Annotated in this window: 22 protein-coding genes, 1 tRNA gene and 1 pseudogene; 13 read left to right on the top strand and 11 right to left on the bottom strand. The window is 36.3% G+C overall.

Annotated elements, in window-relative coordinates; all coding sequences use genetic code 11:
* Positions 1-139: 139 nt before the first annotated feature.
* The 3 genes from QZ276_RS10830 to QZ276_RS10820 all read left to right on the top strand — a co-directional run bounded on the left by QZ276_RS10830 (position 140) and on the right by QZ276_RS10820 (position 2,896).
* Complete coding sequence (locus QZ276_RS10830) at positions 140-805, top strand: B12-binding domain-containing protein (protein WP_292487902.1); 666 nt, start codon at positions 140-142, stop codon at positions 803-805.
* 106 nt (positions 806-911) lie between these two features.
* Positions 912-1,604, top strand: a complete 693-nt coding sequence (locus QZ276_RS10825) for an RNA ligase partner protein (protein WP_292487900.1) — start codon at positions 912-914, stop codon at positions 1,602-1,604.
* A 71-nt stretch (positions 1,605-1,675) separates the two neighbouring features.
* Positions 1,676-2,896, top strand: coding sequence for a methionine adenosyltransferase (locus QZ276_RS10820; RefSeq protein ID WP_292487898.1), 1,221 nt, complete (start codon positions 1,676-1,678; stop codon positions 2,894-2,896).
* A gap of 4 nt (positions 2,897-2,900) precedes the next feature.
* On the opposite strand, the gene QZ276_RS10815 is transcribed toward QZ276_RS10820, so the two are convergent.
* The 3 genes from QZ276_RS10815 to QZ276_RS10805 all read right to left on the bottom strand — a co-directional run bounded on the left by QZ276_RS10815 (position 2,901) and on the right by QZ276_RS10805 (position 5,600).
* Positions 2,901-3,746: a geranylgeranylglycerol-phosphate geranylgeranyltransferase gene (locus QZ276_RS10815; protein WP_292487897.1), complete on the bottom strand. Its 846-nt coding sequence runs from the start codon at positions 3,744-3,746 to the stop codon at positions 2,901-2,903.
* Between the two features lie 27 nt (positions 3,747-3,773).
* Positions 3,774-4,694, bottom strand: a complete 921-nt coding sequence (gene nadA / locus QZ276_RS10810) for a quinolinate synthase NadA (protein WP_292487895.1) — start codon at positions 4,692-4,694, stop codon at positions 3,774-3,776.
* Positions 4,695-4,784: 90 nt separating this feature from the next.
* Entirely contained in the window at positions 4,785-5,600 is an 816-nt protein-coding gene (locus tag QZ276_RS10805) for an aspartate dehydrogenase (RefSeq protein ID WP_292487894.1), read from the bottom strand.
* A 125-nt stretch (positions 5,601-5,725) separates the two neighbouring features.
* Between QZ276_RS10805 and nadC the strand changes: the two genes are divergently transcribed.
* From nadC to QZ276_RS10780, 5 genes are all read left to right on the top strand, one after another.
* Positions 5,726-6,559: a carboxylating nicotinate-nucleotide diphosphorylase gene (gene nadC / locus QZ276_RS10800; protein WP_292487892.1), complete on the top strand. Its 834-nt coding sequence runs from the start codon at positions 5,726-5,728 to the stop codon at positions 6,557-6,559.
* 102 nt (positions 6,560-6,661) lie between these two features.
* Entirely contained in the window at positions 6,662-7,915 is a 1,254-nt protein-coding gene (locus tag QZ276_RS10795; RefSeq protein ID WP_292487890.1) for a CARDB domain-containing protein, read from the top strand.
* A gap of 64 nt (positions 7,916-7,979) precedes the next feature.
* Positions 7,980-9,086, top strand: a complete 1,107-nt coding sequence (locus QZ276_RS10790) for a cell division protein FtsZ (RefSeq protein ID WP_292487889.1) — start codon at positions 7,980-7,982, stop codon at positions 9,084-9,086.
* Positions 9,087-9,163: 77 nt separating this feature from the next.
* Positions 9,164-10,447: an APC family permease gene (locus QZ276_RS10785; RefSeq protein ID WP_292487887.1), complete on the top strand. Its 1,284-nt coding sequence runs from the start codon at positions 9,164-9,166 to the stop codon at positions 10,445-10,447.
* 77 nt (positions 10,448-10,524) lie between these two features.
* Positions 10,525-10,971 carry a PPC domain-containing DNA-binding protein gene (locus QZ276_RS10780; protein ID WP_292487885.1) on the top strand — a complete coding sequence of 149 codons (447 nt, stop codon included), beginning with the start codon at positions 10,525-10,527 and terminating at the stop codon, positions 10,969-10,971.
* A gap of 599 nt (positions 10,972-11,570) precedes the next feature.
* Here the strand turns inward: QZ276_RS10780 and QZ276_RS10775 are convergent.
* Complete coding sequence (locus QZ276_RS10775) at positions 11,571-11,753, bottom strand: helix-turn-helix domain-containing protein (protein WP_292487883.1); 183 nt, start codon at positions 11,751-11,753, stop codon at positions 11,571-11,573.
* A 403-nt stretch (positions 11,754-12,156) separates the two neighbouring features.
* On the opposite strand from QZ276_RS10775, the gene eno reads away from it, so the two are divergent.
* Positions 12,157-13,431 (top strand): phosphopyruvate hydratase, encoded by a 1,275-nt coding sequence (eno, locus tag QZ276_RS10770; RefSeq protein ID WP_292487881.1) that lies wholly within the window; start codon positions 12,157-12,159, stop codon positions 13,429-13,431.
* A 151-nt stretch (positions 13,432-13,582) separates the two neighbouring features.
* Here eno and QZ276_RS10765 read toward each other — a convergent pair whose 3' ends face one another.
* The 5 genes from QZ276_RS10765 to QZ276_RS10745 all read right to left on the bottom strand — a co-directional run bounded on the left by QZ276_RS10765 (position 13,583) and on the right by QZ276_RS10745 (position 18,442).
* A complete protein-coding gene (locus QZ276_RS10765) occupies positions 13,583-13,972 on the bottom strand; it encodes a response regulator (protein ID WP_292487880.1) in 390 nt (129 codons plus the stop codon).
* Between the two features lie 18 nt (positions 13,973-13,990).
* A complete protein-coding gene (locus tag QZ276_RS10760) occupies positions 13,991-15,334 on the bottom strand; it encodes a PAS domain S-box protein (RefSeq protein ID WP_292487878.1) in 1,344 nt (447 codons plus the stop codon).
* 72 nt (positions 15,335-15,406) lie between these two features.
* The gene (locus QZ276_RS10755; protein WP_292484156.1) at positions 15,407-15,814 is read right to left on the bottom strand and encodes a response regulator; all 408 of its coding nucleotides are present in this window, start codon (positions 15,812-15,814) and stop codon (positions 15,407-15,409) included.
* Between the two features lie 2 nt (positions 15,815-15,816).
* Positions 15,817-17,886, bottom strand: coding sequence for a histidine kinase dimerization/phosphoacceptor domain -containing protein (locus QZ276_RS10750; RefSeq protein WP_292487876.1), 2,070 nt, complete (start codon positions 17,884-17,886; stop codon positions 15,817-15,819).
* A gap of 121 nt (positions 17,887-18,007) precedes the next feature.
* Positions 18,008-18,442, bottom strand: coding sequence for a flavodoxin domain-containing protein (locus QZ276_RS10745; RefSeq protein WP_292487874.1), 435 nt, complete (start codon positions 18,440-18,442; stop codon positions 18,008-18,010).
* Between the two features lie 139 nt (positions 18,443-18,581).
* On the opposite strand from QZ276_RS10745, the gene QZ276_RS10740 reads away from it, so the two are divergent.
* The 4 genes from QZ276_RS10740 (at position 18,582) to QZ276_RS10725 (ending at position 20,541) form a co-directional block, all read left to right on the top strand.
* Positions 18,582-18,896, top strand: coding sequence for a DUF5611 family protein (locus QZ276_RS10740; RefSeq protein ID WP_292487873.1), 315 nt, complete (start codon positions 18,582-18,584; stop codon positions 18,894-18,896).
* A 16-nt stretch (positions 18,897-18,912) separates the two neighbouring features.
* Complete coding sequence (locus QZ276_RS10735; protein ID WP_292487871.1) at positions 18,913-19,425, top strand: chorismate pyruvate-lyase family protein; 513 nt, start codon at positions 18,913-18,915, stop codon at positions 19,423-19,425.
* 75 nt (positions 19,426-19,500) lie between these two features.
* Positions 19,501-19,572 (top strand) — tRNA-Thr (locus QZ276_RS10730).
* Between the two features lie 762 nt (positions 19,573-20,334).
* Entirely contained in the window at positions 20,335-20,541 is a 207-nt protein-coding gene (locus QZ276_RS10725; RefSeq protein WP_292487869.1) for a hypothetical protein, read from the top strand.
* 160 nt (positions 20,542-20,701) lie between these two features.
* On the opposite strand, the pseudogene QZ276_RS10720 reads toward QZ276_RS10725, so the two are convergent.
* Both QZ276_RS10720 and QZ276_RS10715 read right to left on the bottom strand, forming a co-directional pair.
* Positions 20,702-20,899 (bottom strand): annotated as a pseudogene (locus QZ276_RS10720) (RNA-guided endonuclease TnpB family protein); the annotation flags it as partial.
* A gap of 152 nt (positions 20,900-21,051) precedes the next feature.
* Positions 21,052-21,514 (bottom strand): cysteine-rich small domain-containing protein (locus tag QZ276_RS10715; protein WP_292487867.1); only part of this gene is annotated, 463 nt, incomplete at its 5' end.

Below are 21,514 nucleotides of genomic sequence, written 5' to 3'. Positions count from 1 at the left end.
GATAAGACTCTTTGGAGTAAACTCCTTATGAAGCCACTTGGTCTTTAGCCAAGTGGTAGTTCACTTATTCCACCTATAAGTATAAATATTGTATAGCTAAATATAAATATATAGGTCATTTTCTGGGGGTTTGTTAAGATTGACCGATAAAAATGATATATTAAACGGATTAGCCAATGCTGTTGTCAATGGTGATAAAGACAAAGCTATAAAATTTGCTCAAAAAGCACTGGAAGAGAATATAGATCCATATGAAGCAATAACAGATGGTTGTACACACGGTATGCATATTGTCAGTGAAAAATATGACAACGGTGAGATGTTTATTCCTCATATCATGTTATCCTCTGAAGCTATGAATGAAGCTATAACAGTACTTCAGCCGCATGTTGATGTAGAACGGACAAAAGAATCCGGTGTGGCTGTAGTGGGTGTTATCCTTGGTGATATCCATGACATTGGCATAAATCTTGTAAGCTCACTTCTTAAGTCTGCTGGAATAACTGTATATGACCTTGGGAAGGATGTTCCCTATGAAGATTTTATAGAAATCGCCAAAGATGTAAATGCTGATGTCATCGGATTATCTGCCATGATGACCACCAGCATGATGGGTATGAAAGATGTAGTAAAAATGGCAAGAAGAGAAATTCCCGGTGTTAAAATTATGATAGGAGGGGGACCTGTCTCAAGGGATTTCTGTGGTGAAATTGGTGCAGATGCCTATGCTGATGATGCCAGTGATGCAATAGAAATCGTAAAAGAAATAATCAAAGAAGACAGAAGGAAAAAAGCTTCAGTTTAAAATAATAACTTACCACAAAACAGGACAATTTCACAAAAACAAAACTGATATATTATAAAATAAAACCCATCAAATAATAATCTAAATCAAACTATGAGTTTAAAAAATGCTGCGACAGAGATTTGTTCTGGATACCACCGCACTTACCGATTTGCAGGTCAGGTCACAGATGGAAATTGACGAACTATGTGACGGAATGCAGAGCATCCTTGAGCTTATAGCAAATGCCAGACTCCAACTTGATATAAGCTGTTACATTCCGTTTCCGTCAGTATACAATGAATTGCAAGAATTCGCCAAGAACAACAACTGTGAAGACGAAGTTATTGCTAAAATTGATACATGGCTTGTCAAAAAAACACCTGACAGATATAATGTAACAATTCCATCACGTATATTTCATGAATATGTCACTTATATGCGTGACAGAATAAACAAAGGTATGAATGTTGCAGAAGACGCTATTCTAAATACCGCTTCTCAGTGTACGTCCTTAAAGGAAGAGGACAGAGATAATTCCGGTGAAGAAATTGAAAGAGAGGTAATAGGCAGTATAATAGGAAAATTCAGAAACAAATACCGATCAGCTCTTCGCTATGGGATTCTTGACAGCGCACCAGATATTGATGTATTACTGCTTGCAAAAGAACTTGATGCCGCTGTTGTAGCAAGCGATTACGGGATACAAAAATGGGCAGAACAACTGGCTGTAAGGTACGTCCCGGCATCCACATTCCCGAGGATGCTTCAGGAATATCTCAAACATTCCTCCTCATTTATTGAAGACACAGAAGGTTAAATTTATTAAGGGAACTACCAATGTTATAGATGGGTTTAATTCTTTGTTTTATGCATGAGGGGGAAGAATAATTGAGCAATATTGTTATTGAGAGTTTAAATGCCCAACCACTTCAAGAGCAGAAACTTGAAATTGTTGAAAGAAAAGGTCTGGGACATCCTGATTATATCTGTGATTCGCTGATGGATAAAGTATCAGTAAACCTTTGTAGTGAATATTTGAAAAAATTGGGTTACATACTACATCATAATACTGACAAAGGAATGCTTGTATCAGGAAAAGTTGAAGGTGAACTTGGAGGAGGAGATATTGTAGACCCGATGCTTCTTGTTTTTGGTGACCGTGCAACCTTTGAAGCCGATGGCGTAGAATTTGATATTGAAAATATTGTTACCAGTACTGCAAAGGAGTGGTTTTCTGATAATTTACGGTTTGTAGACCCATCCCATATAAAATATCAAATTGAGCTTAAAAGTGGTTCTTCGGAACTTACTGATATATTCGGACGAAAGAAAAAAAATGAAGTTCTTGGTGCAAATGATACATCTGCTGCGGTTGGTTTTGCTCCGTCTACATTTACAGAGTGGATAGTTCATGAAACAGAAAAACACCTAAACTCTTCTACATTTAAAAAAGAGTATCCTGAATCTGGTGAAGATGTTAAGGTCATGGGAGTAAGAAACAACAACAATATTCATCTCACAGTGGCAATGCCATTGATTGATAGTTATATAAACTCAGAAGATGAATATTTCAAAAGAAAAAATGAAATCATGAATGAAATTGATGAATTCGTGTCAAAGTACGCTGAAACTGAAAATAATCTGCCTTCAACTTCAATTTCCTTTAACACCCTTGATGAACCCGGAAAAGGTTTAAACGGAATTTATACCACTGTTACAGGTACATCAGCGGAAGACGCTGATTGCGGTCAAGTAGGACGTGGGAATCGTGTTAACGGAATTATCCCCTTAAACAGACCTTCCAGTGCAGAAGCTGCAGCCGGCAAAAATCCTGTAAGTCATGTAGGAAAAATCTACAACGCTTTAAGCCATAGAATTGCTTATAGAATTTATAATGAAATACCTGATGTTTCTGAAGCCTACGTATGGTTATTGAGTGATATAGGAAAACCTATTGATGCACCTCGTATGGCAACTACACAGATTTCAATGGAAGCAGGCACACTTGATTCAGTCAAAACGGATGTTCACGAGGTCATCAATTCAGAACTTGAAAATATCCAGCAATTTTGTATGGAACTTGCAAAAGGAAAGGTCCCTCTATACTAAATATTTATAGTGAACCTGCAATAAAAGAAATAAGAGCAAACATCATTGCTATTTTAAAAAGTTTGGAAGACATTGAGGCGTTTTTATAGAAAACTATCTCAACAATAGCTACTATAAAGAATATATCCGCCAGAGCCACTATATAGAGATAATTTATACCTAACAAAGACAGGATATAAGGAAGTGGGCTGGAGACTATTGCTATAAGGCCAATAAACGAAGCAATGTAGGCGGATTTTTTAACACCTATCTGAATCGGGAGTGTGCTTGCTTTTTCTTTTTCATCTCCTTTTATATCTTCAATGTCTTTTACAATCTCTCTGGATGTAGTTGCAAGTGTGGCAAGAATAAATAGAATCATCAATGCATAAAGACCAGATATTCCATATACAGCTCCACCAAAAAGGAAGGTAGAACCTGTCAGATATCCTATGCTCAGATTTCCAGAAAATGCTTTTCGCTTTAAGGATTTTGCGTAATAAATAAGCACCAGTGAGTTAAATAGTGCTATAATTCCTGTTATCCAGTTAAGGGTAAAAGCAATTACCACACCGATTATAAAAAGTGTTAGTGAAAAATAAAAAGCCTTAGACAAACCAATTCTTCCAGAGGGAATGGGCCTTGATGGTTTATTCACCGCATCAATTTCGTAATCAAAATAATCATTAATGGCGTTACCCGCACCAGTCACAAAAAACACTACAAAAAATACACTCAGAGTTCTGTAAACAAAGGAATAACCCAAGAATGCAGGGTTAAGTATGTTGAAAGCTATAAACACTCCGATGACAGCAGCAATCGCTGCCATTGCACAATTACCATACCGGATTAGCTGGATATAGGCACGCATAAAATACACTTGTCAGTTAATACAATATTATTTACTGCGCTTTACCTCCAGCATCTTATCAAGCGCACGTTTAGCCTTTTTTCTTATATCCTCAGGAACTTCTATTTTATATTCCATTCTTTCAAGTGATTTCTGAACACTGTCAAGGGTAATCATTTTCATATTTGGACAAATGGCGTACTGGGACGCATGATAGAATGTTTTATCTGGATTCTCATTCTCCAGCCTATGTAAGATTCCGTTTTCAGTTCCGATAATAAATTCTTTAGAATCTGATTGCTTCACATAATTTACCATTCCAGTGGTACTTAAAATTTTATCAGCAATCTCCAGTACATCTTTGCGACATTCAGGATGAGCCAGAAACTCTGCGCTTGGATGTTGCTCTTTCATCAGGAGCACATCACCTGCAAGAATCTGGTGGTGTGTAGGACAGTAACCTTCCCATGGTATTATAGTCTTGTCAGTCTGAGAATCAACAAAATTTGCAAGGTTTTTATCAGGTACAAATATTATCGTATCTTCATCCAGAGAGTTTATAACATTAACAGCGTTAGCGGATGTACAACAAATATCACATTCTGCTTTAACCGCAGCTGATGTATTCACATAACAAACTACTGCAGCATCCGGATATTCTTCCCTTTTTTCACGAAGTGATTTCGGGGTTACCATTGCCGCCATCGGACAACCAGCATCAATTTCTGGCATTATAACCGTCTTTTCAGGGCTGAGTATTGCAGCACTTTCAGCCATAAAATCGACACCACAAAAAACAATTACATCGGCATCTTGCTTCACTGCTTCCCGGCTGAGTCCCAGTGAATCTCCAATAAAATCTGCAATATCCTGTATTTCATCTCTTTGATAGTTATGGGCAAGTATTACTGCATTTTTTTCTTTTTTCAGTTTATTTATATTATCAATAATGGATTGTTTATCCTGCATGAAACCACTTGATGGACTGATTTAGTTGATTATTAAAAGCCTATTATTTAAAATTACAATAATCATGCCCACATAAAAACTTATCCATTATCATGTCCCCACTTGAAGGGGATTTACTATTTTTTGAAGAGTGGCGATAGCAGACAAACTTGCCAGATAACTTGTTTTTGGATTTGTAGGTGATGGAAGATTTTCTACTCTTGTAGTAAATTCGCCAAAATTACCTTTTACTGTTACATTGTGTATATTTTTCTCAGCACCGGGATCTGCTATAATTTTAACACTGGTTTCATCAAATCCTAGTCCTGAAAGACTTAATGTTGCTGCCACATTAACATTTGCAGGAAACATTTTTACAGCTTCTGCTGCATACCCTTCAAAAACAACTGTTTCATTTTTAAGGTTCTCAAGGTCGATATTATTTTCAACTATGTAAGGAGCTCCTTCAAGGCTTTCGGGTGGTTTTCTAGATGTAAGTGATACCGAATATATATCATTGCATGAAGCTGTCTTAACTCCATCAAGACCCACAAGTGCACCAGATGGCAAATATATTTTACATCCTTTCTTTTTTGCAATGTCTGTTACTTTTTCCCGAAAGTTTTTATCAACAAATACCCCTACACTCATGACCATTACATCACAACTGGATTCAAGAGCAGTTGTTACTATCTCATAAGCTGCTTTTTGTGATGCACTCTCTACAACAAGGTCTACATGTTTTACCATTTCCTGTAATTCATATACCTCTGGTTCTGTATTCACAAGAGATGACTGTAAATTGGAAAGGTGCTCTTCATTTCTATCATATACAGCCACAAGTTCACTCTCGATGGAGCCTTCATCAACTGCTTTACATATTTCAGTACCAATCGCTCCACACCCTACTATACCTAACTTTAGCATTTCTGGACTCCTTTAATTGTTGTTAAATTATTGTTATTATAGACTAATACTTAAATTATATTATTGAAAAATCATAATATACTGCAACCATATAAATCCCTTAAGATACTTAACAGGGTGGAATAATGTTAATCAAGGAAATAGAACAATTTATTGATGAAGATATCGGTTACAACGATATTTCCTGTAAAATGGTACCGGATAGAACTCATGAAGCAACAGTATTTACAAATCAGGAATGTACTCTTGCTGGTATTGATGTAGTCAAATCCGTTTTTGATTATTTTGGAATTGATGCAGCAACCAGTTTTATAGATGGTGATAAGGCTCATCCAAGTGATGTGATTTTTACAATCTTTGGTGGTGCGGTATCTTTACTCCGCGCAGAACGTCTTGTTCTTAATTTCCTGGGCCATATGAGTGGTATCGCTACCCAGACCCGTAAATGTGTCGACACTGTCAGGTGCTATTCAGACAAGACAGATATAGCATGTACACGTAAAACCACCCCGGGAATAAGAAAATTTGAAAAAATGGCTGTTATAGCAGGTGGCGGTGACCCACACCGATACAACCTCTCAGATACTGTTATGATAAAAGACAACCATATTAAAATTATGGGGCTTGAGAATGCAGTTGACAGTGCTGTCGAACTTGCAAGTTTCACACAAAAAATAGAAGTTGAAGTTGAATCAGTAAATGATGCAATAAAAGCTGCTCAAAAAGGTGCTGATATTATCATGCTTGATAATATGAAACCTGCAGAGATAATTCGTACAATTGAAATTCTTAAAAATAAGAACCTAAAAAATAGTGTCATTATCGAAATTTCAGGTGGTATAAATCCTGAAAACCTTGAAGATTATGCAAAAACAGGTGCAGATATTATATCAATGGGTTCATTGATTCATATGTCTCAATGGATAGATATAAGTATGGAAATATCAACAATTAATTGAAATGATATTATCATAATCATGAGATATATACTTAAATTTATATTTCATATCAATTACACTAAAAACAAATCCACAAATATAAAATTTTTGTAGGTTTTTAAGATGATGAAAACGGGAAAAAATCTTCTACGTATTTTGGGTATAGTTCTGTTGCTGGCAATAGCTACTGAGGGTGTTGCTGCAGATTCTGAAATCTTTAATGATACTATAGAAAGGGGCAATGGGTATCAAATTAACAATTACGTTATCGATGTTGCAGATGTATTTACAGAAGAAGACAGTAAAGGAGCCTCAATTTATATCTACAGGAAAAATGAGGAAATAGATAATAAATTTTTAAGTGTTAACGATACATATTCATTTGATTTTGAAGATGAAGGAGAAGTAACAGTAAAAATAATAAAAACTGCTGGTAGTGCCTTACCAAGAGCTCAATTATCTATTGTATTATCCGATTATAGTCTCCAGAATCTACATACAAACAAAGTAATTAATGGAGGTCATGATGAAGCAACCTTTGCAGGCACACCCATACTTGATATAAACAAAAACCTTGATTCTGACACCATCAAATCCGGTGAAACAGTTAAAGTTACTGTAAAAGTACAAAATACAGGAGATGATAAAGCTACTGACGTAGTTTTTTCAGACCCCATGCAAGAAAATTTTGTACTTGAAGAAACATTTGTCGACCAGATGGGTCCAATGTCAATAGAGGTAGATGAAACAAAAACAATTGCAGTGTATTTGCTAAAAGCGACAGAATCAGGAAACTTAACCTTAAAACCTACTACTGCAACATTTTCAAATACTGTAGGTCAGGATTTTTCACAGGCAACATCAAATACACCCTCTATAACTGTAGAAGCGGCTGAAAAGGAAAAAGCCGTTTTAAATCTTACAAACCAAGCAAGTAGTTTAACTATTCCCAGAGGGGATACTGTAACATCCACAATCAATATTAAAAATACAGGAGAAGCACCTGCAGAAACTGTAAATATAAATTTAGATATCCCTGATGGAATGGAGTATGTAGAAGGGGACAATGAAATAGAAATAATAGATGGCGCACCACAAATCTACCTTGAAAGTCTTGGAGAAGGTCAAGAAAAAGAGATATCATTCAGTGTTAAAGCCAACGAAATGGGTACATATAACCTTTCAGCACAATTATCCTACAACAATGGTGCGGATGAAAGCATTAACACCGAAGCAATAACAAATAATATCCATGTTAAAGAAGGAAGATTTGACTTTTTACTCAATCTGCCGATTTATGTATATGTTCTGCCCATTTTAGTCATTATAGGTGTTGGTGGATGGGTGTTTTATAAACACAGAGAATATAAATTTTAAATTTGTAGGAAAAAATAAGTATTTAAAAACAGATTAAAAATATTAAAACAACTGGAGGAATAATTTGCTAAATGTATTAATTATAGGAAACGGGCAATGCGGTAACCGAGTTCTGGACGCCATAAACAAAGAAGCGTTCGGAAAAAAAAGCAAATTTGCCAAATTCTATTCAAAACAAAAATACAAAAGCAATGTTGAAACCATTGCGATAAATACTGCTATAAACGATCTCAAAGAATTAGAATTTACCAAAGCAAAAGACCGTGTCCATATACCACACCTGCATGGTGTAGGTGCAAACCGTAACGTAGGAAAACAGGTGTTTGAGGAAAATAAGGAACATATAACCCGCAAAGTAGAGGACAGAGGTCCTTTTGATGTTGCTTTTGTAATTACATCATCCTCAGGCGGAACTGGTTCATCATTTACACCCCTGCTTGTAAAAGAGCTCAAAGAGCGATATGATTTTCCTGTATACTCACTTGTTGTACTCCCGTTTAGAGAAGAAGGTACACTGTATTTACAGAATACAGCGTTTAGCCTGAAGGAAATACGTGAAAGCGGCACAGACGGTATTATACTTGCAGACAACCAATTCCTCAAAGACCTTGGAGGAAATGTCCAGTCTGCATATGATGGTATTAACGGTATGATTGCAGAACGTATGATGTTCCTTCTGGATTCCATGGACAGTGAAATGATGATGGTAACCGATCTTGGAGATTTCCAGACCGTCATGGCAGGTGGTGCCGGACTTGCTACTATTGGGTATTATAGAGCCGATAAAGACCTGCCTGTAAAAACTGCTATTCAAAACGCTCTTGCACCTTCTGGTCTGCTGTTTTCCACCAATGTTTATGAAGAAGCAAGCAGAGCAATGGTCATTATAAAAGGTGATAACGAATATTTGAGTATTGATGATATATCCAATGAAATAGAAAAATTGTCTGCAAATGTAGGTCATGTATTTAAAGGTATTATTGTAAGAAAAGGTGAATATCCACAGGTTCTTGTAGTATCTACAATGGAATCTGCAAGTGAAATTGAAAATCTATACAATGTTGCTATTGATGCAATTGGTCAGGAACGTGAAAAGAAAAACCGAATCGAGAATGAAAAAGAAGTGGACAAGGCATTTTCAAAAATTGATGGGCTTGAACCCCATTATTAAATTCCATTGCCCGTTTCTCATTTATAAAAAAACCTAATTACTTTAATCCCCATACAATAATACCAAGTGGGGATTTTGTGGCTAATAATAAAACAGCACTCAAAAAAGAACTCGGATTGTTAGAGCTTACCGTTAGCGGAGTGGGGAGTATTATTGGTGCTGGTATATATGTACTAATTGGAAAAGCTGCAGGATTAGCAGGTAACGCTTTATGGATGGCTTTTCTGTTTGCCGGCATAGCAATTTCATTTACCGGTCTCAGTTATATGGAATTATCATCCATGTTCCCAAAAGCCGGTGCAGAATACGTATATGTTAAACAGGCTTTTGGAGACAAAATGGCATTCCTTGTTGGATGGTTTGTATTAATAGGTGAAACTATTGCAATTTCAACCGTAGCACTTGGTTTTGGCGGCTATTTTGGTACTCTTTTTGACACAGCGATTTTACCGGTAGCTATTATATTGATTTTGGTGTTTACGCTAATACTGTTTACAGGTGTAAAACTGTCTGTAAGATTTGCTATTATAATGACAGCAACAGGTGTTATGGGACTTCTGGGAGTTATTGTTATAGGTCTGCCATATATGGGATCTGTCAATTATCTGGATGTTACAAGTTTGAGTGGTCTGTTTGAAGCTTCAGCTCTTGTTTTTTTTGCTTTTCTTGGATTTGAGGAGATTGTCAGGCTGTCACAAGAAACTAAGAATCCAGAAAAAACAATAACGAAAGCACTGGTACTTGCGATTGTTGTCACTGTGTCGTTATATATACTAATATCATTGACCGCTGTAAGTGTTTACAACTGGCAAGAATTGGCAAAATCTTCAGCCCCTCTTGCAGATGTCGCATCAGTAGCTCTTGGGAAAAACGCTTTTGAATTAATTACAGTTATTGCACTGTTTTCTACAGCCAACGCTGTACTTTTTATGCTCCTTGGAAGTTCAAGAATACTCTATGGGATGGCTGAACATGGAGCTATACCAAATATAATTGCTTGGGTCCACCCATCAAGGAGAACCCCCTGGATTGCCATTTCAACTATTGCATTGGTTTCGATATCACTTACGTTTATCGAGGATATTGCAATCGTAGCCAATATATCCAATTTTATGGTGTTTCTTATCTTCATAACTGTAAATATTACACTAATAAGACTGCGCTATTGTGAATCCTTTCAATATCGGCCGTTTAGAGTGCCACTAAATATTGGTAATTTTCCGATTATTCCGTTATTGGGTACTGTATCTACAATGATTTTATTTCTACATCTAAATTTTACAGTACTTATTTATGGATTCATTTTTGTAGGCATAGGTGTGTTAATAATAGGAATAAAATCAGAAAACAAACAACATTAATCAGATATGGATTAGAGGACTGTATAAAAATAACTTTGGATGATAGATATAAATTCCAATAACAGAGGTTTACGAAAATGGAATATACAAAAGGAAATATCGGTAGGGTCTTTACAGTAAGAATCGATAATAAAGAAAATCTTATAGAAGAACTTGAAAACCTTGCAACATATGAAGATATCCGTTCAGCGGTATTTGTTCTTCTGGGTGCAGTAGGCGAAGCGAATCTTGTAACCGGTCCTCTGGAAAAAATCATACCTCCTGAACCTGTATGGTCAGAACTGGAAAAACCAAGTGAAATTATGGGTATAGGTAACATATTTTTTGAAAACGAAAAACCCAAGATACATCTTCACACATCCACAGGAAACCAAGAAGATGTTAAAGTAGGGTGTCTGAGAGGAGGAAATGAAACTTTCATGGTGATTGAAGTTTTTATCATGGAACTTAGCGGTATTTCTGCAGCCAGGATGTTTAACAGCAATAAAGGGTTTGCTCCTATACAATTTAACAACAATCAATAAACTTTAACCAATTTCATCAATTCTCTTCCAAACGCATGAAGGTCCTGAAAACCTCTTGATGTAAGGAGATTACCATCATTTGTTTGATGTTGTTATAAAAGATTTTAGTCCAAGGTCTATGCCTACAGCATTTTCTGGTGTAGAAGGTGTAGGATTATCCGGTAGTTCGATGGTCAGATAGGCGAACTATTATTTGCCTTCTTTCTTGAGAGTACATATCTTCAGTTCGCCATATAGATTTCTGTCGATATCAATCTTGATAGGTTTAGATTTATCGGTTATTTTGGATAGGTATAACTTATCTCCTTTAAGCCACCAGCCGTTTTCGTGCTGGTTGTATCTGAAACTGCTAAAATCTTCTTTGCCTTTGAACTTGGGATGCCCTTTCGGAAGTATTCATCGTATTCGATGAATCCGGACGAATTCTTTCCACACGGAACATCTTTTCTCTTGACGAATGCACCTTTTTAGGGTTTAGTGTTTTTCAATCTGACATTCTTGATATCATCGAAGAACTTGTCATAGGCAAAACATAATCACTGGAATACATTCAATCTTACCTGTGAATGTATAGGATAATCTAAGTTTTTCAGGTATCTTTACAGTGATGATTTAGATACAGATAAACCGAACCTGTCGTATAAATCAACTTTGATAGATAGAAGATGGTTCCAGATTAGTCTGCAATATTCCAGAGTATCATCCAGTTTCTTCTCCTGTTCAGGAGTGGGATGAATTCTGAATCTTAGATTCCTGTAGTTCTGTCCTTCATTTCGAACCATCTAATCCATCCTTCCGATTGGTACTGATTATACGTTCTGAAACTATATAATTTTTATCTACTGCTAGTGATTATTCTATTTATTATGGGCTTGATTCAACATCTACGGGATTGTTTCATCACTCTTTAAACGAAGTTTAAAGATATTGGTAAATTTTCAATTTACCAAGTTTAAGTTTAACTCTAAATTTTTAATATAGAGTGTTTTGATTTAAAGAGAACTGTTAAAACCGTTGGCTTTCACGTACCTCTGTTGCCCCACATCAGCAATTAAATTAATGCTACATGCCGGTCAAAACACGATTGATGTGACATATCTTAATTTTTTCTCAGGATAACGGTAACACTATATACGGTTATAACACTTATAAGATTTAGGTTATAAATATTATAGAGGTGATTTTATGTCATACATCAGAGAGGATTTGAGATATAAAATAGAAAATATACATGCAAGAGAAATCATAGATTCAAGAGGTAATCCCACTGTAGAAGTGGATGTATTCACAGGTAACGGATTTGGCAGAGCCAGTGTACCATCAGGTGCATCCACTGGAACAAATGAAGCTTTAGAACTTAGAGATAAAGATGAACGTTATAGAGGTAAAGGTGTCATCAGTGCTGTAGAAAACGTGAATAGTACTATAAAAAATGAATTTTTAGGTATGGATGTACGTTATCAGAGGCAAATTGACGAGTTGCTTATAGACCTTGATGGTACTGATAATAAAATGAATCTCGGTGCCAATGCAATTCTTGGTGTTTCAATGGCAATTGCCAAAGCCGCTGCAGATTCACTCAACATTCCGCTATATGCACATCTTGGTGGTACAAATTCATTCAATTTACCAGTCCCAACCATGAATGTATTAAATGGTGGAGATCATGCTGGTAACAAACTTGCTATACAGGAATTTATGATTCAGCCAAAAGAAGCTGGTAGTTTTACAGAATCCATGCAAATGGGAGTAGAGACATATCATGCCCTTGGAAAAATCCTTGAATCAAAATATGGACCTGCTGCCACAAATGTAGGTGATGAAGGAGGATATGCACCACCAATCGATGTTACATCAGATGCTTTAGATTGTCTTGTCAATGCTGTTGAAGAGGCAGGGTATTCAGAAACTGATATTACCATCGGTTTAGATGCTGCAGCTTCAGAGTTTTTTGACGGCAACACTTACTCTATAGACGGGAAAGTAATGGACTCTTCCGAACTTATGGATTACTATCTGGAACTTCTGGATACCTATCCCATACTCTCAATTGAAGACCCATTCCATGAAGAAGCATTCGAGGATTTTGCTGAACTTACAAGAGAAGCCTGGAACACAATTATTGTCGGAGATGACCTTTTTGTCACCAATGTAAATCGTCTTTCCCAAGGCATAGAAATGGATGCTGCAAACGGACTGCTTCTCAAGGTCAATCAGATAGGTACTATATCAGAGTCCTTTGATGCTGCCAGCATGGCAAACAGAAACGGATACAATGTCATTGTAAGCCACCGTTCAGGTGAAACCGAAGACTCCATAATATCCGATATATCGGTAGGTCTGGGCGCTGATATGATTAAAACAGGTGCACCTGCAAGAAGTGAGCGAACTTCAAAATACAACCAGTTGTTAAGAATTGAAGAAAATCTTGGAGATGTTTCCCGTTTCATGCAGTTGTAATAAAAACAACTCCAATTTTTTATTTTTTATAAACATCCTGTATTTTTAATATTAAACCCGTATTAGTTAGGCTGAAAAGGGTATAAAATTTACAAGATTATGAAATTGAAAAATCTGGCATAAACCGGTATTGATATTATTGGACATGGTTTTAGTTACTATATTTAATGTATTTATTGTAGAGGGCTATTTCAATATTTGAACGCAAATCCTTATCCTGGAAGGGTTTTAATATATATCCATAGGGTTCTGTATGTTTTGCACGTTCAATTAGCTCATCATCTGCATAGGCTGTTAGATAGACCACTGGTATGTCAAGATTGTTATGTATGTATCTGGCTACTTCTATACCGTCAATTTCTCCTTTTAAAACTATATCAACAAGTACAAGTTCGGGAGTGATTTCCTCCGCTTTTTTAATGGCGTTTTCACCGGTAGAGGCTGTGCCTGCAACAGTGTATCCAAGTTTTTTCAGCCGATTCTTAATATCCAGAGCGACTGAATTTTCATCTTCTACGACCAGTATTTTTGGGTTTTCCATTATTACACCAGATTTTATTTAGAATTTAATCCTAAATTCAGTTCCACAACTTTTGTCAAGCTCAATCATTCCATCAACCTGTTCCACCAGTGTGTTTACAAGTTCCAGTCCAAGTGATTCAGGTTCTTTAAAATCCATGTCTTCTGGGATTCCTTTACCATTGTCGCTGATTAACAATTCATAATTTGTATTGTAGTCTTGATTAAATTTTATGTTTACTTTACCTGATTCATTTTCTGAAAATGCGTGTTTAAGAGAATTCGAAAGCAGTTCATTAACAACAATACCAAGAGGTATAGCTTTATCCATGTTAAGATAAATGTCCTCTACATCAAGATCGAGCTTAACGTTTTCTGTATCCACCAGATATGACTGACAAAGGTGCATAGCCAAATTTTTTACATATTCACCGAAATTTATAGTTTTTAAATCTTTTGACTGGTACAATTTTTCATGTGCCAATGCCATTGACCTTACCCGGTTCTGGCTGTTTTTAAAAGCTTCAACCACATCATCATTTTCAAAATTACTCGCTTCAAGATTTAACAAACTTGAGATTACCTGCAGATTATTCTTGACCCGATGATGGATTTCCTTTTCACGTGTTACTTCTGCATGTTTGCGCTTTGTAAGGTTTCTGGTAACAACAATAAAAGCAGGAAGCCCCTGATAATCTATGTATTGTACACTTAATTCAATCGGGATTATCGTTCCATCCCTATTAACATGTTTTGTTTCAAATATAGAATGACCTTTTTTAACCAGTTTGTTCATTTCACCCGTACTAATTGTAGTATCAGATGGATGTATATCATTGATATTCATTTGCAACAATTCGTCTCTGCTGTAGTCCAGATAATTACATGCCGGCTGGTTAACTTCAACGAAATTACTATCCATATCACATATAAATATCGCATCATTGGTATTGTTAAACAGTGTCCTGAACTTTTTTTCGGACTGCTGAAGGGCTTTTTCGGTTTCTTTACGTTCGGTTATATCAATAATGATACCCTGATAATGGGTAACCTTACCCATTGAATTATTTCTTATAAAGGTTCTTTCAGTAACCCAGCGTATCTCACCTGTTTTAGTGTAGGTTCGATATTCATGTACAAACTGTTTGTATCCCAGTTCTACATGTCTGGAGATACGTGAGCGTACCTTTTCCAAATCATCTGGATGTATAATATCCCCGTAAGAATAACGACCTGATGTAAAGTCTCCAGGTGTGTAGCCAAACTGGGTTATGCTGTCCGATACAAATTCGACGGGCCAGTTATCTACAGCCTTCCAGAGAAAAACAATAATGGGACTGTTGTGTATGATGGATTCAAGGTCAATTTTTTCAAATTGTTGCATTTTACATCTGACAACTATTTATTCTTATAAATTAACATATGTGTATTAAATACATTTTCTATAAAATTCTATTTATTTATTTTTTTCTTCAGTATATTCTTTCTCCATTTTATTTTTGTGCAGTGCCATTTCTATATTGGTTCGCAGGTCTTTTTCTTTGAATGGTTTTGAAATATACCCATACGGCTGGGTTAATTTTGCTCGTTCCAGAATTTTTTCATCTGCGTAGGCTGTAAGATAGATTACAGGTATATCATAGAGTTCACGTATTCTTTCTGCTGCCTCTATACCATCCACATCCCCTTTTAACATGATGTCCATCAATACAAGATCAGCAGAAGTTATTTCTGCTTTTCTTATAGCTTCCTCCCCAGTTGAAGCGATACTTGGAACAGAATATCCCAGTTTTTTCAACCGATTTTTAATGTCCAGAGCTACTATATTCTCGTCCTCTACAACAAGGATTTTCGGTTCATTCATTTTTACACCTTGATATTATATTTCAATTCTTTAAACGTAATTATAAACTCTGTTCCTTGTGATTTTTCAAGTGCTATCGTTCCATCTATCTGTTCTACAAGTGTATTTACAAGCTGTAATCCCAGTGATTCGGATTCTCTGAAATCGATGTCATCAGATATACCTTTGCCGTTATCACTGACAATTAGTTTGTAATTATTGTCCCCGTCAACGTACATATTAACGCTGATTTCACCGGTAGCATCATATGAAAATGCATGTTTGAGTGAGTTGGATATCAGTTCATTGATGATAATCCCAAGTGGAATTGCTGTATCCATATTTAAAGATATTTTGTCGACATTGTTGTTTATTATTATATTATTAGTTTTGCCTATGTAGGTCTGGATAAGGTAATTGGCCAAATTATCCACATATTCTGAAAAATCTATATCTGCTATATTCTTTGACTGATAAAGTTCCTCATGGGCAAGTGCCATCGAACGAACACGGTTCTGACTATCTCTAAATGCTTCAACCACTACAGGGTCGTCAAAATTACCAGATTCAAGGCTTAATAGACTTGAGATGACCTGCAGGTTATTTTTGACACGATGATGTATCTCTTTTTTACGAATCTCTTCAGCCTGTTTACGCTCGGTCGTAAACTCATACATGGCTTTACGTGCATTTTCAATTCCATTTGTCAGTATCGCAAAATCACCATTACCGTGTACCTGTACTTTGCGTGTAAAATCTTCTTTCTGGATAGCAGTAAGTACCGCATTTGAATCATCGATTACATTGTTCAATGATTCTGAAAAATGATCCAAGGTATCCCCAAGTTCTTTGAAATCTCCTTTAACATTTAACCTGAAACGGGTACTTAACCGTCCTTTTGAAAGCGAATTTGCAACACGCATGGTTTCATGAATTGGACTCTGGAAAGTATCAAGTATTTTGTTGAGACCTTGTGGGATTTCTCTAAAATCTTTCTGAATAAGCGTATTGGCTCTTGTATCCAGTTTACCTTTAATCGCATCATTGGTTATTCTCTTAAAATCACTAACTATATCATCAATAGATCGGGATATGGATAATGATATCAGATAAGCCACACCACCCATAAAAATGAGGGATACCACAGATATTATAATCAGTTCATCTCTTAATTTTGTAACACCTGAAAGCATTTCATCCTTTGGAACAACAAGAATAAAAGAATATTCACCGGTTTCAATCGGTTGATAGAACATTACAACATTTTTACCAGTACTTGGGTCAATTGTTTCTATATGCCCTTCCCTGCCTGATTGGATTTCATCTGCCATCTGGGATATTTTAGGGTCATCAAAATCGTACAATGTTTTGTTTCCAATCCATTGTTTTTTTTCAGGATGGGATAACAAAATTCCAGTGTTACTTGACATAAATGCATATCCGGTGTCAAAAATTTCAACATCGCTTACAATATTATCAATGTTTTCCAGTGATACATCCACTCCGCCTATACCCACAAAAGTACCGTTTTTCATTATCGGAGATACATAACTTACTATTAGTTCTCCCTGATATAGGTAAGGTTCAGTAACCACTGTTTTTTCCAGTTTTTTGGGTAATTGATAATAGTTGGATGTTTCATAATCCACCAAAGGTTCACAATGTACATCTCCGCCTATTCTGTTCCAGTATGGAATAAACCTTCCTGTGGAATCATGATAAGTGGCGTTAACATAATCCTTATCTCTGTTATCAAAAGCATTCGGTTCATAGGCAACATATGTTCCAATCAAATCCTGATTTTGCACAAGTAATCGTTTTAACATTTTTAGTACTTCACTTCTGTTGGAAGATTTGTACTCAGAAAGCATCGTGGCTATGTTTTCTCCTTTTGACTTATCTTCATTCATACCTGTATTGAACTCATTTGCATAACTTCTTGCCTTCTCAATTGATTGTCGATAGGCTAAATCTTCCTGTTGAGTGGTTGTACTATTTATAATAAATGCAGTTGAAGCAGAGAGTATTATTGATACACCTAACAAAATATATATAAGTAGTTTTACTTTAAGAGATATATTGATCCATTTCATTATGTTAACACCGGATTACATGTCTTTCAGACCGGATGACTTTATTTAAAGGAAAGGAACAATATAATTGTTTCTATATAATTGGTAAATTTGTTACTTATAAAAAGACATGTTCATTCAATCAACGTTTTTTGATTTTTTCTGCCAAATCCTTGCCAAGACGTTCACATTCAGAAATGTCTTTATCATTTGGTATGTGCTGTATTCTTAATACCGGGTCTACAACATTCATACCAGCTTTACGCATCTTGTCGGCAATCATATGAGGTGCTTCTCCACTCCACCCGTAAGAACCGAAAGCTGCTCCAATTTTTCCATCTACATCTTTTTGAACAAGTTCATCAACAAACTTTTCAATGGGCGCAAGCATTCCATAGTAAAAGGTTGATGAGCCTATTGCAATCGCATCTGCTACTGCAACTTCATCAACTGTGGTATCATAAAAACTGCTGACATCCACATCTACATGTCTTGACTTTGCACCGTTTGATATTGATTCCGCCATGATTTTGGTGTTTCCCTGTGTACTTAAATAAACAACCGCAAGTTTTGCCATTTTATCCCCACTTTAAATATTGAAGTCTTGCTAATATTTTGAGTTTAAATTACTTAATATTAATTCCTGTGGTTATAGTCCAGTAATTATATAAAAAATAAAATTTAATTGGTAGAATTAGATTGTATTTGGTGATAACATGCAGTTGTATAAATTAAAACGTGGATACAAACCAGACAGTGACCGTATCTATTCAATACTTGATGAGTGCTTTCCGACCGAAATAAAGTGTGAAGGTGACAAATTTATAACTTCATACGGTGCTCTGGATAAAGTAGAAGTATGGATGGAAGGCAAAAAAATGGCTGTTGAAACCGAGTCAGCCGATGAAACAGAACTTGATGATGAACTGATACTTGACACCAACAAAAGGTTCAGGGATTTCTTGTATCAGGCAACCGGGTATACTGCCAAAGAACGTGTAAAAAAAGCTAAAAAAGAAGTACAAGACTAAACTGCTGGTGTGATTTTTGATAACCGGATTCCTTGATAAACTCAAAAGTCTTGACATCCCAACCTGTCTGCGGGTATGTGCGGGTACTGATGGGTCTATTACCTTCCTTCTTGAAATAATGACAAAAGAGGATGTATCTGTTATGACCAAAAATCAGTACTTAATACCTGCAGACAAAGATACCGCTTCCCTTTTTAATGTAGATATTGGAGATGACATAAACTATCGTACAGTTGCTCTGGTTGTGGGGAACAAATCTTATGTTTATGCACGGTCACTATCACCCATTAAAAGAATGCCTCCTGAAGTAAAACAGGACATGATGCGTGCCGACATACCGATTGGTAAAATTCTTAGAAACCATGATATAGAAACCCGTCGGGATTTTGAAAATCTTGAAGTTGAAGATAATTATGAGTATTTTGAATGCAACCAGGTGCTTTCAAGGTCTTACAAAATTATACACCACAATCATGTACTCATGTGGATTAATGAACTCTTTCCGGTTGATGACAGATGGTATTTATAAATACGGTTGTTTTTAACCAAAAAATTAATAAAAGATACCTGATATTTAGGGGGAATACGTCAGCACAATAAAAGAGCCTCGGTGGCTTAGTGGTGTAGCGCGTCCTTGGTAAGGACGAGGTCGCGGGTTCGATCCCCGCCCGAGGCTTCCAATAAACATTCAACTTTTTCTTGAAAAAAATCCCCTACAGGACAATTTATAAAACCAAAGTTTGATTCCTTGTCAACGAGTTTTACAGTCGCTTCTTCTACAGGTTCACCCGTTTCGCTATCCATCACCCAGATGTCAGTCTTGGAGTTAACCAGTACTCTGTCGTTTAACCCCATGACATCCAGTTCAGGTTCTTCGAGGTTTACGAGGTATTCCTTATTGTCATAACCTTCAGCTGTAACTGATACCATGTATTTACCAGGGTCAAGCTGTCCACCGTCAAGGTCCATCCAATCAAGTTTTACAAGTCCGGAATCGGTACCTTCGTAGGTATTGATTATACCGGGATCTTGGATTTTCACGTTCGGACTGGAGACTGGATTGTTTGTCTCTTCATTAACTACCTGTACCCATATTGACTCGTTGAGATTGTAGGTTGCTCCATCCTTGAGTCCGTCAATTGTCAGGTTATTGTCTCCATCGGTTTCAGCGGATTTAGCTGATTCCTCGATCTCTACATCTATGGAATCGTAATAGTCCTTGTCAGAAAGAGATGTTTTTGCAGAGATTATGTAGGAATTGTTTTCATTTTCGAGAGAAGAAGTGTTCCAGGTTTTGACAAACAGGTTGTCATCTATCTGGTCCATCGGGTCCCATGTACCGAGATCATCGGAGGTTTGCAGCATCGGTTTCGTCATGCTGGTGTTAGTGGTCTGCACGTAGACTTCTATCTGTTCTCCGTGTTCAAAAGTAGTATCGTTGGATGGACTACTGATTGTAATCGATCCATCTGCTGCCTGTACAGTTCCTGCAAGAATTAGAATTGCAACTGAAAGTAATATGAAAACTTTGATGATGGCTTCTGGTTTCATGGTTACACCTTATACTCTGGACTCGGTTTTATGCACCATAGAAAATTTAAAAAATAGTTTATATATACGTTTCACAGCTATTTTTAGAAGTTAGTATTAAATAGAATTAATATTGGGAGAAGGATTATAGGGAGTTGCTAAAAAAAAGATAAACGAATGGGGGCTTGAGTGAGGGGTATATTCAAATCGCTTAGCAACTCCCTTAAGCCTCGCCAAACATGGATATATTATTAAATATTTTTGATTTATATCTGAAGTAGTTTATAGTTATCGTTCTCTTTTACTGTGTGATAAGCAGTATCCTTGTTGAGATATTTACCATGGTTGAAGAAATACTGTCTAATCGTATACAATGTGAAATTGTACAGGTTCTTGGACAGCCTGGTCAACCTCTTCAAAGTTTCATAGGTCTGCTTATCAGCACGGAGATGGTTCTTCTGGGTCAGATACATACATTATTCAATCGTTTATCAAAATACTTATATTTTTTTTGACCCTTTACCATACCACGATGCTAAAGACATCGTGGTTTTCTTCATCTTTATAAAGATGTTACTGTTTATCAGATTCAACTACGATTGATACGAGAAATTAATTCTAAAAATTATTTTTCTGATAAGCGGGGTTCAATTACTTTCTTCCAGGCTTTTTTTATTTTGTTATCCATTTCTCCGTTTTCTCTTAATACATCAAGTATTTCCTGTGCTACTTCAGGATCATGAACAATATAGCATTTCATACAGCTCCATACTTTACCGCCTGAAGAACGTTCGATACATTTACCGCCCGTCCTCTCATCCTCACACGGATAAAATGGACAGAAACAAAAAGTACAGTCCTGTCCTTCATAATGACAGGGATAATAAGGACATGCAGTATTACTACCTACAAGAGACCTGCCTCTTGAGGAATTAATTCTGTGTTCCAGTTTTTCTTTGGCGCTGTCTCTACTCCTGTCAGTCATGGCTCTGCCTATATATTTAGCCAGTTTATCGGTATCCTCCGAATTTCTGACAGCGACTCTGATAAACTCGTTACCAAGTGAACAGAACGAACTGCAGTCTCTT

This window comes from Methanohalobium sp., assembly GCF_018609725.1.
In the GTDB taxonomy this organism is placed as follows: Archaea; Halobacteriota; Methanosarcinia; order Methanosarcinales; family Methanosarcinaceae; genus Methanohalobium.
Note: the sequence above shows the minus strand (reverse complement) of the source record. Positions and strands in the feature narration are given on the sequence as shown.

Bases quoted from the DNA above. Each gene is read 5' to 3' on its own strand.
- QZ276_RS10740 (WP_292487873.1), top strand. From the start codon at position 18,582: ATGCAGTTGTATAAATTAAAACGTGGATACAAACCAGACAGTGACCGT.
- QZ276_RS10815 (WP_292487897.1), bottom strand. From the start codon at position 3,746: ATGCGTGCCTATATCCAGCTAATCCGGTATGGTAATTGTGCAATGGCA.
- QZ276_RS10745 (WP_292487874.1), bottom strand. From the start codon at position 18,442: ATGGCAAAACTTGCGGTTGTTTATTTAAGTACACAGGGAAACACCAAA.
- QZ276_RS10780 (WP_292487885.1), top strand. From the start codon at position 10,525: ATGGAATATACAAAAGGAAATATCGGTAGGGTCTTTACAGTAAGAATC.
- QZ276_RS10765 (WP_292487880.1), bottom strand. From the start codon at position 13,972: ATGGAAAACCCAAAAATACTGGTCGTAGAAGATGAAAATTCAGTCGCT.
- QZ276_RS10775 (WP_292487883.1), bottom strand. From the start codon at position 11,753: ATGGTTCGAAATGAAGGACAGAACTACAGGAATCTAAGATTCAGAATT.
- eno (WP_292487881.1), top strand. From the start codon at position 12,157: ATGTCATACATCAGAGAGGATTTGAGATATAAAATAGAAAATATACAT.
- nadC (WP_292487892.1), top strand. From the start codon at position 5,726: ATGTTAATCAAGGAAATAGAACAATTTATTGATGAAGATATCGGTTAC.
- QZ276_RS10805 (WP_292487894.1), bottom strand. From the start codon at position 5,600: ATGCTAAAGTTAGGTATAGTAGGGTGTGGAGCGATTGGTACTGAAATA.
- QZ276_RS10795 (WP_292487890.1), top strand. From the start codon at position 6,662: ATGATGAAAACGGGAAAAAATCTTCTACGTATTTTGGGTATAGTTCTG.
- QZ276_RS10760 (WP_292487878.1), bottom strand. From the start codon at position 15,334: ATGCAACAATTTGAAAAAATTGACCTTGAATCCATCATACACAACAGT.
- QZ276_RS10825 (WP_292487900.1), top strand. From the start codon at position 912: ATGCTGCGACAGAGATTTGTTCTGGATACCACCGCACTTACCGATTTG.
- nadA (WP_292487895.1), bottom strand. From the start codon at position 4,694: ATGCAGGATAAACAATCCATTATTGATAATATAAATAAACTGAAAAAA.
- QZ276_RS10755 (WP_292484156.1), bottom strand. From the start codon at position 15,814: ATGAATGAACCGAAAATCCTTGTTGTAGAGGACGAGAATATAGTAGCT.
- QZ276_RS10750 (WP_292487876.1), bottom strand. From the start codon at position 17,886: ATGAAATGGATCAATATATCTCTTAAAGTAAAACTACTTATATATATT.